Origin of the sequence: Acetobacter fabarum, assembly GCF_029069195.1 — a bacterium.
GTDB lineage: Bacteria > Pseudomonadota > Alphaproteobacteria > Acetobacterales > Acetobacteraceae > Acetobacter > Acetobacter fabarum_A.
On the sequence record NZ_JARDYK010000021.1, the window covers coordinates 1 to 14269 of the forward strand.

The 14269-nt window shown below is 48.7% G+C and carries 7 protein-coding genes; 4 read left to right on the top strand and 3 right to left on the bottom strand.

Annotated elements, in window-relative coordinates; all coding sequences use genetic code 11:
• On the bottom strand, positions 1 to 4324 hold a 4324-nt coding region (locus PY793_RS13720), incomplete at its 3' end, for a restriction endonuclease (protein ID WP_275178554.1).
• Positions 4325 to 4621: 297 nt separating this feature from the next.
• On the opposite strand from PY793_RS13720, the gene PY793_RS13725 reads away from it, so the two are divergent.
• The 3 genes from PY793_RS13725 (at position 4622) to PY793_RS13735 (ending at position 11635) form a co-directional block, all read left to right on the top strand.
• Positions 4622 to 10666: a DUF4011 domain-containing protein gene (locus PY793_RS13725; protein WP_275178555.1), complete on the top strand. Its 6045-nt coding sequence runs from the start codon at positions 4622 to 4624 to the stop codon at positions 10664 to 10666.
• Between the two features lie 346 nt (positions 10667 to 11012).
• The gene (locus PY793_RS13730) at positions 11013 to 11240 is read left to right on the top strand and encodes an AbrB/MazE/SpoVT family DNA-binding domain-containing protein (protein WP_275178556.1); all 228 of its coding nucleotides are present in this window, start codon (positions 11013 to 11015) and stop codon (positions 11238 to 11240) included.
• Complete coding sequence (locus PY793_RS13735) at positions 11240 to 11635, top strand: type II toxin-antitoxin system death-on-curing family toxin (protein WP_275178559.1); 396 nt, start codon at positions 11240 to 11242, stop codon at positions 11633 to 11635. Before PY793_RS13730 ends, PY793_RS13735 begins: the two co-directional genes overlap by 1 nt.
• A gap of 27 nt (positions 11636 to 11662) precedes the next feature.
• Here PY793_RS13735 and PY793_RS13740 read toward each other — a convergent pair whose 3' ends face one another.
• The gene (locus PY793_RS13740; protein ID WP_253531425.1) at positions 11663 to 11965 is read right to left on the bottom strand and encodes a helix-turn-helix transcriptional regulator; all 303 of its coding nucleotides are present in this window, start codon (positions 11963 to 11965) and stop codon (positions 11663 to 11665) included.
• A 248-nt stretch (positions 11966 to 12213) separates the two neighbouring features.
• Between PY793_RS13740 and PY793_RS13745 the strand changes: the two genes are divergently transcribed.
• Positions 12214 to 12774, top strand: a complete 561-nt coding sequence (locus PY793_RS13745) for a recombinase family protein (RefSeq protein WP_275178557.1) — start codon at positions 12214 to 12216, stop codon at positions 12772 to 12774.
• A gap of 185 nt (positions 12775 to 12959) precedes the next feature.
• On the opposite strand, the gene PY793_RS13750 is transcribed toward PY793_RS13745, so the two are convergent.
• Positions 12960 to 14123, bottom strand: coding sequence for an acyltransferase family protein (locus PY793_RS13750; protein WP_275178558.1), 1164 nt, complete (start codon positions 14121 to 14123; stop codon positions 12960 to 12962).
• Positions 14124 to 14269: the final 146 nt, after the last annotated feature.

Here is a 14269-nt window from a genome sequence, read left to right on the forward strand (position 1 = left end):
GTCCTGTCCTGTCCTGTCCTGTCCTGTCCTGTCCTGTCCTGTCCTGTCCTGTCCTGTCCTGTCCTGTCCTGTCCTGTCCTGTCCTGTCCTGTCCTGTCCTGTCCTGTCCTGTCCTGATCTCTTCGTATAGATATTCAGAAAAGCATTGCGCTCCTCCATCGCTTTGCAGGTCTGGTACGTGCTTACTCATCAGTACGAATTGACTGTCATCAGGCTGGCGTTGCTTGATCATAATTATTCTATTATCTGCTTTCGCATCAGGAAACAGCCGAGGCATCTGGTAGACCATTTCGTTCATGCGCCTGTTGAAATAGAGCCATTGGAACGTGAATGGTCTGTAAACACCCTTCACAAGACAATCAGAGGAATAAAGAAGGTCTTTTCCTTTGACTAAATCCTGCTTTAGAGCGCGGGTCCAACTAATTTTTGTTGGGTTGGTATCAATAAACTTATCGACCTCTTTGTCTCGTGTCTGCCTGTTCAAGACCGGGAACGCTTCATTAAATCGCATCAGTTCCTGATTATAGGCCGAAATGGTGGTTTGCATGTTGTTTGCCAGAGCTTTTTTTCCAGCATTCCAGCACCATGCGTCCCGCTGGGTTTTGACTCCCGCTGAATATGTAGAAAATAGAACCGTCCCAGCATCTTTGTCCTTGCTTCCTATAGCAATGAACTTCCCGAAGTTGTCATCTCTCTGCCTGAGCCAGTCTCCGTGCTCATCTGGGGCGACGGTCTGCCACAGTCCTTCGTCAGTCAAACCGTTGACGCTGGCCAGTTCTCCAATGCGTTTCAGCTTCTGCTCACGGGTCAGATAATCTCCGATGTCATGGAACAGGATACGTCCCTGTTCCTTTGCTGCCGGGTTCTTGACCATGATGGAAATGGCAATCGGAGCACGGCTTCCTGCATCAAAAATCTTGCCACCTTCCTTGCGGGATGTTTCTCCTGAAGTCCGTTGATTTCCTCGCAGATGGAACACATGAATGGATGAGAATTCTTCTACAAGGCACTGACGCAGACCATTAGCGGTGTTGGCGTCCAGAAATCCCGCATTGGTCACAAAGCCAATGACACCGCAGTTTCCTACTCTGTCAGACGCCCAGCGAATGGCCCGGATGTAGCTGTCGTACAGAGCACGTTTGTTCGTTGCCGTTGAACGTTCCGCATAGGTTCTGGCAATCCGTTCATCAAGGGCAGGATAGGACACGTTCTGATTGTTGTCGTTCCCGCTTTCCTGTCCAACCGAATAGGGCGGGTTTCCCATAATGACCCGGATATCAAGCTTTTTCTGTTTTCTGATCCGCTTGTTATTGTCTTCCAGCGTGGACCCGATCAGATCATGCGGTTCACTGAGGCGGAAGGTGTCGGTTAGACAGATGCCCTCAAACGGCTCATAGGCTCCGTCCATCAGGTCCGAGAATGTGGCTTCGATGTTGATGGAAGCGATGTAGTAAGCCAGCAGGACGATTTCATTGGCGTGCAGTTCCTGCCGGTATTTGTGCAGAAGCTGTTCCTTTGTGATCAGACCACTCTGCAATAGGCGGGTGATGAATGTCCCGGTCCCTGTAAAGGGGTCCATGATGTGGACGCCTTTGCTTCCCAGTGTCTGGCCAAATTCATTTTGCAGGACATCGTTGATGGAGCGGATGATGAAGTCTACCACTTCAAGAGGGGTATAGACGATGCCAAGTCGCTCCTTGAGTTTTGGAAAGGCCGTCTGGAAAAAACCGTCATATAGTTCCTTGATGACCTTCTGACGACCATAGGCTGTATCAATGCCGGAAGCACGTTCTCGCACATTGGCATAGAACGCTTCCAGCGTGTCTGCTTCTTTGTGCAGGCTGTATCTGTCCAGAGCATTCAGCACGGACTGCATGGCCTTCGACATTGGGTTGTCGGAGACAAAACTGTGGCCAGAGAACAGAGCTTCAAACACCGGACGGGTAATCAGATGCTGTGCCAGCATCTCGATGATTTCCTCATCGGTAATGCTGTCGTTCAGTTCTGAACGCAGGTCTCCCGCAAACTGGTCAAAAGCATTACGGGCATCAACATTCTCAGAGTTCTCAAGAATGGTAGTGATGCGGGTGATGTGTGTCTGGGCAATCTTGGCAATATTCCCAGCCCAGTCTTCCCAGTGGTGGCGATTGCCAACTTTCTTGACAATCTTTGCATAGATGGCCCGTTCGATTTCGCCAACCTGAAACTCCATCTTGAACTGCTCATCGCTTGGTCGAGAAGCTTTCTTACCAAGGGAGTATGACGAATGCGCTTTCTGAGCTATTCCAGTCGTCAGAGCCATCGTCTTCTGGGTAATCTTCTGGGTGACGGCGACGACTTCCATACGTGATGTGTCGGGCTTTGCCTGAAGGTCCATCTTGTTGACCATGCTGTCAAAGCGGTCATCGTGGGACCGTAAAGCCTGAAGAACCTGCCACACGACTTTGTAAGCCAGATTATTGTCCAGTGCCTGCTCAGGAGGTGTTCCCGCAGGAATGACCACAGGCAGAACCACATAACCCCGTTTCTTGCCCGGAGCATTCCGCATGACACGCCCCACGGACTGCACCACATCGACCTGTGAATTTCTCGGGGTCAGGAACAGGACGGCATCCAGAGCCGGAACATCCACACCTTCAGAAAGACAGCGGACATTGGACAGCACCCTGCAGGTTTTGTCCGGCGTTTCCTCCTTCAGCCAGGAAAGCTTGCCTTCTTTCTCGCTGGCATTCATCCCGCCATCGACGTGTTCAGCCTCGCAGATCAGGCGTGCTTCCGGTTCGATATCATCCTGTTGTTGATATTCTTCAACAACCTTCTGGAACATATCCGCAATCTGGATGGAGCTGACCTTGTGAGCACGTCCCTTATAGTCAGGAGCGATAACCTGACAGAACGCCACTGCCCGTTTCATGGGGTCAGGGTCTTCGACACCGTCTTGTGATAAACCAATCTTGGCGAGTGCCTTCCAGCATCCGACAATCTTTGAGGCATCATCGACCTTCAGGCCATTGTCCGGATCATCCAGAAGCTTCTGGAGCCTTGCACTGACGGTTCCTTCATCTACAGCCAGCACAATGACCTTATAATCCACCAGCAGTTTGCGTCTGACCGCTTCGGAGAAGGTGATGACATGGAACTCGGGACCAAAAATCCTGGCATTGTTCATGCCATAGACGATGGCTCCCTCCTTTTCGGCTTTCTCCTGAGCCACATCGCCATAAATGCGGGGGGTGGCGGTCATGTAGAGACGACGCTGGCCGTACAGATAATCCTGATTGTGGACCTTCACAAAGGCGCTGTCGTTCTCTTCTCCACCAAAAGTCACACCTGTCGTGCGGTGCGCTTCATCGCAAACAATCAGATCGAATTCAGGAAAGTCATAGTTTTTCTGAGCCTGACTGATGACATCAATGGAATGATAGGTAGAGAACACTACCGTCATATGGGTGGCGTCATGACGTTTCTGATATTCGGTCGCCAGTCGCTCGGGGTTTGTGGTCGCAGGGTACCGAAGTTCGTGAACCTTGACCTTGATTTCGTCGTCGTTGGACGCCTTCTTTTTTCCCACATCACTGTCTGAGCAGACAGCGAAGCTATGCAGGGGAACCTGACTTTCCTGGGTCCATTCCGTGAGGGATTGGGAGAGCAGGGACAGGCTGGGAACCAGAAACAGGACGCGGCCACCAGCGCCAACCAGTTCTTCTGCTAGTTTCAGACTGGTGAAGGTCTTGCCTGTGCCACACGCCATGATGAGGCGACCACGCTGATGCTTTTTGAAACCAGCCAGCACGTTCCCGATGGCTGTTTCCTGATGCGCGCGGGGCTTTTTTTTCTCCCGTAGGACAGGCTTCTGTTTCGGCTGATACTGTGACCAGTCAATGACGCTGGTTTCAAGGTCGAGCAGGTCAATCTTGCTGACTGGCGGGTGCTGGTTGGCCAGTGTGTCTTCGGCGTTGCTGTTCCAGTGGTTCGTGGTTGCCACAATGACGCGATGGGAGAACCAGCTTTTGCCGGACGCTGAGAAGAAGGTGTCGATATCCTTCTTGGTTATCTTGTGGTCTGGTGCGTAGAACTTGCATTGGATGGCATGAAGATGGCCTGTTCCCCGTTCTCTGGCCACAAGGTCGATACCTGTATCCTTGACAGGGTGTCCCTCTTCCTTGGCCCATTCCTTGTAGGGCCAGACCTTGTCATAGAGATCGACATAGCTGGGTTCTGTCCGCAAATAGCAGACGACCAGTTCCTCAAAATACGTCCCTTTTTCGCTCTCGGTGACGGCCATATGGCGAAGGGTGTCAAGGAGGGTAGAAAAAGTAGACATAAACAGAGGCCTTCAGGATTAAGATATTTCACTATATCGCTGAACGTCTTGTAGCAAAACCTTTGTCTTTATAACTTTGTGATGTGTGAAGTCATGCTACGTTAACACAGTGCCGATCTTCGTGCAGGTAAGCAATAAAGTCGTCAACTGTCTTTAAGGAGCATAGCAAGCATTCCAGTCGAGCGTGTTTTTGGGGCTGAAAGCGACTTGAAAAGCTGGCCTTAATGCCTGACAGTTCTTTGTAGTGAATTATGGATGTTTTTTCATGTCCCGATTGCCCTCATGGTACGCGGATACATGAATATGCCGGGCATGATGGAGTTTTCAGTGAATACAGAGCATGAACCGATTGAAACAGAAGATGGCGTCACGTTGACTGAAAACAAACCTGAACTTCAAATCGCGTTGCAGGGCTCTGTGAATGCAAGTCTGTGGGAGAATAGTGTACCACTCCTTGAAGAACTGGCATTCGATAACAAAAGTACAAATCCATATCAACTTGTCGAAATCAGTATTACCAGCGAGCCCCCATTTCTTACCCCTCGTTCATGGTTTCTTCAACAAATTGGCGCTGGGAAACTTCGGGTTCTAAAAGACCGTGACCTGACGTTGGACGGGGCATTGCTTTCTGCCCAGAGTGAAGCGTCAAAATCGACCGTAACTGTTGTGGCGCGGGCTGGAGAAGTTGAGCTTGCCAGAACGGCACATGATATTCGGATGCTCGCCCGCAACGAATGGGGCGGATTGTCGGGCATACCCGATATTCTGGCGGCTTTCGTTCTTCCTAATGATCCGGCAGTAGCCCGTATTTTACGCAATGCATCCGATATTTTACGTCAAGCCGGACAATCACCATCCTTGGAAGGTTATCAGGGCGACAAGGCGCGGGTGTGGGCGCAGGCACAAGCTCTGTGGTGTGCCATATGCGCCCTTGATATTACCTATATCAATCCACCTGCGTCTTTTGTTGAAAACGGCCAGCGTATCCGCCTTCCGACGCAGGTTGTGGAAGAACGACTGGCGACGTGCCTCGACACGACAGTTCTGTTCGCAGCATGCTTGGAAGCCATTGGCCTTCGGCCCCTGATTGTTCTGACGCGAGGACATGCTTTCGCTGGTCTGTGGCTCGCACAGCAGGATGCGGGCGCATCGGTCGTTCAGGATTTGCCAGGTATCCGTAATCGTTTGAAGCTTGATGATCTGCGTGTTTTTGAAACGACACTGGTGACAGCCTTATCCAAACCGGGCTTCACTGTTGCATGTGAACGTGGTGAGGCGCATCTGAGTGAGATTGATGACGAAGATCAGGATACGTTCCGCGAAATCATTGATATTCACCGAGCACGCCTGCGTCGTATTCGTCCGCTATCCACTTCTACAGTTTTATCAAATGATACAACGGATGAGGCTTCTTCCGATTTAGCTGGACAGCCAATATTCGAAGCTGCTCCTGTATTGCGTGAAGAGCAGGAAGAAGAGCGCCTGCCAGAGCGTCCTGCTGACCGTGTGCAGCGTTGGTGTAATCGTTTGCTCGATATGTCTGCACGCAACCGGCTATTGAATTTGCCGAAATCAGATCGGCAACTGATTGAACTCGATTGCCCAGATCCTGCAGCTCTCGAAGACATGGTTGCTGACATGCGTTCTGGCGGGAATGCTAAACCGCTTCGTTTCGTTTCTGCGCCAGGCCTCATGGATGACGATGATCCAAGAAATAAAGCTCTTCATCAAGGGCGGCATCATGAGGATGCCTCAAGAGCTTATGCTCAGGAGGCTCTTACACGACGTGAAATTGTCGTGCAGTGGAAAGAGGATAAGCTTCAAACCGCGCTGACCGAGATTTATCGTCAAGCGAGAAGTTCAGAGCAGGAAGGTGGCACAAATGTACTTTTTCTGACGATTGGTGCTCTGGCCTGGACACCTCAGGATAAGTCAAAACCTTATCTTGCACCCCTTATCCTTGTTCCTGTGATTTTGGAGCGGACTAGCATCAAGTCGCCGTTTATGCTGCGTGCGCATAGTGACGAAACCCGGATCAATACAACGCTGTTGGAAATGCTCCGCGCTGAATATGACATTCGTATTCCACTTCTAGAAGGTGAGGCGCTTCCAGAAGATGAGTCCGGTCTTGATGTGCCGAAAATTATCGAGGCATTTCGGCTGCATCTTCGTCATATTCCAGGATGGGAGGTGCGGGAGCATGTTAGTCTGACCACATTGAGTTTTGCAAAATTCCTGATGTGGAAGGATCTTCTGGAGCGCAAAGATCATCTTGCCACAAACGATGTAGCCAGTCGTTTGTTGAATGGAGTTAAAGAGAGCGAACAAATCAATCCGCACCTGCCGACAGGCTTTGATTGCTCTGGCGATCTTGATGATTTACTTGCCAAAGCCGATCTCGTTTGTCCGATGGAAGCAGATTCTTCTCAGCTCAAGGCTATCGCTCGTGCTGCGGCTGGTGAAAACTTCGTCCTAATTGGTCCACCTGGTACCGGCAAAAGCCAAACAATCGGCAACATCATTGCTAATACCTTGGCTCAAGGCCGTACGGTATTGTTTGTAGCTGAAAAACGCACTGCACTGGAGGTCGTCCGTGCGCGGCTTGCCAAGTTGGGTATCGCAGAATTCTGTTTGGACCTGTTTTCACCCAAAGCCAATAAAATGGCTGTTCTACAACAGTTTCAGACAGCACAAGCTGCGCTGGAGGATTTTCAACCCGAGGAATATACACGGACCAAGTACTCACTGGATACTCTTCGTGCCGAACTAAATACCTACGTACGTGATTTACATACGCCTCGTCGAAATGGTTGGACACCCTATCGCGGTATTGGTGTCACTCTTCGCGCTCAGGAATCCTCTATCGTACGTATTCCGCTTGAATGGGCAAACGCCGATGTCCATTCAAAAGCCGACTATGATGCACTCCTTCAGTCTGTTGAAGATTTGGCAACGCTTTATGCGCGTATTGGAGACGTTGTCATCTCACCCAGACTGGCAGGTCTTGAGCAAACAGACTGGTCGCCATTGTGGGAAGCCAAGCTACTTGGTGCTGTCAATGAGGCACTTAGTGCATTCGATACATTTCAAGATGCAGCACAGGATGTTCTCAAAGCTCTTGCTTTGCCAGCGAATAATCTCTCTTTTCTTCGCCTTGAGCAAATTAACGCGCTTTGCCAGCAGTTGCTGTCACCTCATATGGCCGCCTGGGCTTTTGCTGAAACTGCGCAAGACATGCGCGATGCCGTGTTGTTGGAGCAGGCAGCGGTTGCGCGTCATAGCACTTTGGCTACGGATTTAGATATCCGTTGGAAAGACAGTATTCATGGCCTGCCTTTAACTGAAATGCTAGCAGAGTGGCAGGTCGCTAAAGACAAGTGGCTCTTAGCCCGTTCTATGGGGCAAAAAGCAATCCGTAAACGGCTAGAGCCTCATGCTATCACTTTACCTGAAGATTGTGAAAGTGACTTGGAGGCGCTCGTTGAATGTAAAACGATTTTTGAAAAACTCGCTAATGCTCCACATAAAGCAAGTATCGGAGCAATGTGGCGTGGTTTGGATACTGATTTTAATAAAATTAATACCACATTTGATTGGGGGCAGGAAACGCGTACCTGTCTAGCAGGGTGCGCGACCGATACTGCTGAGTTACTTACTGCGCGTGCCAATCTCAGAACCCTTCTGAATGAAGGACAGGATCTGTTGGCTCCTGGTGGAGCCGTCCACGTTGTTCTGACCCGCTATCTGGCAGCTTTTTCTGCGCTCGAAGTCGCCATGAAAACACTGGGGGCCTGTAGTGCCAGCAATGTAGTTATGTTGGTCGACCCCGCAAATGCCAACTGGCTTAATTGTACTATAGATAAACTGCGTGAGTGGAAAAATGCTGCGCGTGAGTTGCGGGATTGGTGCTCTTGGCGTCGTGCCTGCCATAAGGCTGCACAGCTAGGCCTAAAACCTATGGTCGAAGCTATGGAGCATGGTTTAGTTGCGCAGAACGATGTGCTGATCGTTTTTGAAGCGAATTATGCGCGTTGGTGGACGATGCATGCGGTCAGTGATTCTGCTTTGCTGAGTGGTTTCGTCGCAGCGACACATGAAGGACGTATTCTTCGGTTCTGTGAACTTGATGAAAAGCTGAAAACTTTGGCCGTTCGCCTGATCCGCGCGCGTCTTGCCGGGCGTATTCCAGGAGAAGCCGCGCGACAACATGATCCAGAATACAAGGTTCTTACTCGGGAAATCGCCAAAAAAACGCGCCATCTGCCGGTCCGTCAGTTGGCGGAAAAGATGCCGGAAGCACTTCGAACCCTGACACCGTGCCTGATGATGAGTCCATTGTCGGTCGCACAATACCTGCCCGCTGATGCTGCGCCGTTCGATCTTGTGATCTTTGATGAAGCATCCCAGATTGCAACATGGGATGCGATTGGTGCTATTGGTCGTGGCAAACAAGTCATTGTGGTTGGCGATCCCAAGCAGTTGCCTCCGACTGATTTTTTCACGGCAGGCAGAGCGACCGCTGATGCCGATACATCTGATGAGATGACGGACCTTGATTCGATCCTTGACGAATGTTTAGGCGCAGGTATTCCGGCCATTAGTTTGGAATGGCATTATCGCAGTCGTCATGAAAGCCTGATCGCCTTTTCCAATCAGGCCTATTATGGTGGTGATCTGGTTACCTTTCCTTCGCCAGTTACGGCGGATCAAGCTGTTTCTTTTCGCTTTGTTCCGAAAGGTATTTATGAACCAGGTAGGAATGGTTCACATACTAATCCAACAGAAGCTCGGATGGTGGTTGCGGAAGCGGTTCGGATTATGCGTGATGCTACCGATCGTTCGGTCGGCATTGTTACCTTTAATGGGGAACAGCAAAAGCTTATTGTTGATTTGTTGGATGCGGAAGTCCGAAGAGATCCAGCGCTTGAAAGATTTACGGGAGAACAGGCGAATGAGCCGGTTCTCGTAAAAAATCTGGAAAATGTGCAGGGTGAAGAACGTGATGTGATGCTTTTTTCGCTCACCTATGGTCCGGATATTACAGGTAAGATCTCAATGAATTTTGGGCCGCTGAACCGAGAAGGAGGGGAGCGCCGCCTCAATGTCGCAATCACACGCGCTCGCGAACAGTTAATTGTCTTCGGATCATTACGGGGCGATCAGATTGCAATCGAGCGGACGCGTGCAGCGGGCGTCCGAGATCTGCGCCGTTTTCTCTTGTTCGCAGAGCGGGGGACGATGGCGCTTGCAGGCGCACACGAAGGTTCCGTCGGAGGATATGACAGTGTTTTCGAAGTCGAAGTTGCGGGAATGCTTCAGGCAAAAGGTTGGGAAGTAACAACCCAGGTGGGTGTGTCTGGTTTTCGAGTGGATCTTGGTGTTGTAGATCCTGATTTGCCCAGTACGTTTCTTGCTGGCGTGGAATGTGATGGAGCAACTTATCACCGCAGCGCAACGGCTCGCGATCGTGACCGATTGCGGCAGGCCGTGCTTGAAAATCTCGGATGGAACATCCTACGTATTTGGTCCACTGATTGGTGGACCAATGCTCCTCGCGAAGTTGAGCGGATTGACCGTGCTTTAAACAGTTTTCTCGAAGATGTGCGTCAGACCCGTGCTGAACAAGTTGAGCGCGACAAGGTGGCAGCTGAGGAAGCGCTTAACGCTACCTCTATTGCAATGGATTGCGAAGGTGCTGCTGATGAGGCTGGCGCAATTGCGCATACTGAAAGGCGTATTGAAGAGCCAACGTTCGAGCCTATGCAGGATCAAGAAAATATTTCTGAGTCTCGTTATGCCAAAGCGCCGGAAGACATCTCTGCTCATGGTGAAGATGATTTAAACATTGAGATCGCTCCATCTCGGTTCGCTCAGGACGACTATCTGCCGACACTGACCAAGCTGATTGTTCGTGCAATCGATCAGGCAACAGTTATCCGTGAAGACATTCTTATTCAGACGTTATCACGAGCACATGGTTTTAACCGTGCAGTTCGAGAAGTCCGCGAACGACTTCAGCGCGCGATTCCCGCTGCTACTGCTCGTACGGAGGAAGCAATTGGGACTTTCCTTTGGTCGGATCAACAGCCTGTCGTCCCACGGTTACCTTTGACATCCTTACCTGTTGAAAAGCCTTTGGACCCGGCGACATTACCTCTTCAAGCACTCGTAGATCTTGCTTGTCGAGCTATTGCAATTGACTGTCCGGATGACGATGCCATTGCCCGGATGCGCGATGCATGTGGTATGAGCCGTATGGGACAGGCGACCCGTGCACGCTTTGCTGTAGCTTTGAATGAAGCGCGTCTTATGAATGACCAACACGATAAGGCTGGAGTATAAAAGTAATACTCTGTTGAGAACAGGACTCTTCTGCTTTGTGTCAGGATGCTGAGGAGCGCAATGGGGCATTTGCCTTTGATAGTTGTAAATTTGAGGCGTGCGCTACGCATTAAAAGACGTGGATTTTATCGGTGCTGATGCTTGAAGACTCTGTCTGTTCAAAGCGGAATCAACTGTATTTTCACGTAAAACCTGCACCTGATCATTGGGTTATGCACTTCGAAGATTTGACGATGATGATATGATTTCCCGATAGCGATGGAAGAGGATGGTAGGCTAGCGGATTGTTCTTGCTATTGGCAGGAGGCACACCATAGTATGACAATATGTAATACGGAGGTATGTCATGGAAACAGTGGTTGTTCGCAAACAGGGGAATTCCGTCGGCATCACTCTTCCCGCTGAGACCCGTATTCGTCTTGGTTTGGAAGTCGGCCAAGAATTGACGTTGGTAGAAATGGCGGACGGAATCAAACTCGTCAAACGCAATCTCAAGCTGGAGCGCCAGATGCAGATGGCGCGGGACACATTGCGCGAACAGGCTGATGTTCTTCAGGAACTGGCAAAACGTTGATGGTTCCCGAGTTCCTTGAGCCTGATGTCGTTCTCTTCATGCATGATCAAGCTTTGCGGGAATATGGTGGCACGCACGGTCTTAAAAGTGAGCACTTATTGCTGAGCGCTTTGGTGCGCGCAGAAAACCGTTGGCACTATGCCGAGGGAGATTTTCCCGACGTGACGACGCTGGCCGCAGCTTATGCGTATGGTATTGCTCGCAACCATCCTTTTAATGACGCCAACAAGAGGACAGCATGGAGTTGCTGCGTTCTCTTTTTACGCGTGAATGGTTTCCGTGTTCATGTTTCCGCGTCCGAGGTTGTTGAAACGGTTGTCGCTTTAGCGTCCGGGGCGATGACTGAAGAGGCCTTCGCACTTTGGCTCAAACAACATAGTCATGTCGCTCAATAAGTTCAGTTCGGTCGCGTAGATAATATTTTACTCTTCTGCGGTGAAGAGTGTTTCCAGTTCCATGCCTGGTGGAAAAAAGGTTGTGAATGACTTTTCGCAATCTAGGCGCAGGCCAGGACCAAGGCTACCTTCAGCGTCCAGAAAAATAATCCCGAGCGAGCAAAGAGTTTCGCGGATCGCCTTCAGGGTACGAGGGTGTGGTGATCGTGTTCCCGTTTCAAAATCAGCTAGCGTTCTGGAGCCGACCTCGGCTTTTTGAGCAAGCTCCTTTTGGGAGAGTCCAAGCATGGCGCGCGCGGCTCTGCATTGTGAAGCCAGCAGAATGGACATTTCGATCATCCTTGTCGGTTGTGGGACGTGTTTGCGTCTGCACTTCCATGTTGCGCTAAAATTGCAGTTTTCATGTTGGTTGTCAAATGGACATGGGTATCTGATACCGAAAAATCGGCTATAGATATACATAAATAAAGCAATATGGAACCAAATATGTTTACAATTGCGTTTTGGCCCGATAAAGGAGGTGTTCTGGAGAGTGACATTCTGCGTCGACCGAATGTCAGATGGGATGCTGAGGGGGAATGGGCGTGGCGCGGTATGGATATGCGAGGGTCTCAACAGAGGCTCAGGTCAATGAGCCTCAGATTCTTGCGTTACAGCGTGAGGGTATAGAAACGATCATTACTGAAGTCGTGTCAGGAGCCGTGCCCGCGCGTGCTCGACCTGAACTGTCCACCTTACTGAGGCGTCTGGGGCAGGGAGATAGTCTTGTTGTCGCCCGTCTTGATAGATTGGGGCGTGATACGATGGACGTATTGGCTCTCCTGCGCGAGTTGGATGAGCAAGGTATCCGTGTACGTATTCTCAACGTTGGAGCGGAAACTGGGACGGCCAATGGAAGAATGTTTTTGACGATCCTGATGGCTATAGCGGAATTTGAACGTGAGCTGATCAAGGAGCGGACACGTGCTGGACTGGACGCGGTAAGAGCTGCCGGGAGAAAACTGGGACGTCCCTGTTCTCTGACAGAACGTCAGAAAACACATGTGCGGCGTCTGCTTGATGAAGGAATGTCTTTGCGAGCAGTTGCTCTTTTATTCAAGGTCAGCAAGTCAACGATTCATCGTGTTATCAGTATTTGACAGATGGCTATTAGAGTCGAGCTAATTAGATTTATGTTCACATATGGGTTGCAAAATACTGGAGAAGGTTTTTAGACAGAATGGTTGAGGAATTCTCTCATAGATATACTTGTCTATATCATGATCATTCAATATAAACTGGAATATATTTTTTGAGAGAATATAAGTAATAGATTTCTATTTTATCATAATGGTATTTTTATTAAAGAAATAGATTTTCTGTAAATAAAGTCACAAATATTTTTTGTGATATATTCCATGGGGGAAGTCATAATTGCCAGTATAATGCTAAACAAAACACCTGATGTTGCAATAATAAATGAAATTTCTACGCTGTGATGAATGGAGTAGTAAGTAACTATAAGGTAACTTGTAATAGAAATGAGTGCAGAGTATTGGAATAGAAAGAGTGGAAAAGATATTTTTCCTAGGAATTGTATGAATCTTGATTCTAGAAATTGTTTCCCTCTATGGTTCCATAGGAGAGCGATGGTAAAAAGTGGGGCTTTGATAAGAGAAAATCCAACATGAAAATATTCTTTAGGAAATAGAAAGCTTAGTAGAAAAAGGAATGGAAGTACAGATATTGAAAAAATATTTGCAATGCATGTTTTCTCAAAAAAGTAAATTTTACCATTTATACGCAGTGATGCCAGTAAATATCCGAATAGAAAGCATAATAGAAAAATAACAGATTTCCCATCGTGGAAAAGAAAAAGGGTTAGGACAAACAGAATAGGTAAAATTTTCCTATTAAAGTTTATTGTGTATAGCATTAGAAAAATAAAAATAGATCCAATGGCTTCGTAATGCATTGTCCATAGAAAAGGATTGAAGTAGTGAGATTTTCCTTCGAGAAACACGTCTAGAAAAGAAAATCGAAGAACATCAATCAGGCTCATGTCCTCATTAATCCAGTGAAAAAGCCATCTGTCATTCAGAATACCTTGAGATGGAATTTCATATACAAAATGAAACCGTATGAGGCAGAAGATAAAAACTGTTGATATGAGCGTTGGGATAACCAGTCGTGGATATCGTTTTATGGATGGTCTCAGAATAGAAAGTAGGTCTTTTTTTATTAGGAAACTGGAGCTTAGGGCGTCTCCTGAGATGATGAAAAAGACTGCGACAGCGAGCCTTCCGTCAAAAATAAAATTAATAAAAATATTGTTCATCAGGAAGGATGTCTTCCCAAATGTGTCGCAAAAAAAATGTGAACAGACAACCATGAGGCAGGCAATGCCACGCAGTCCATCTAGAGCAATAACACGACTTTCTTTTGGAAAATATTTTTTACGTTCCTCGTCTTGTTCATATTTAGTAACGAATTTGTCCAAAGAGACCATTCTACATGTACCTTTTACATGATTCTGCGTCTCTCAATCCGTCGTTTTTGGGACAGAAGGCTTTCGGATTACGAACAGGGTGAAATGGCGTCTCAAAAATGTGTCCCGTTTACATAAGGAGACACAAACGATGGCGCGTTATGGTT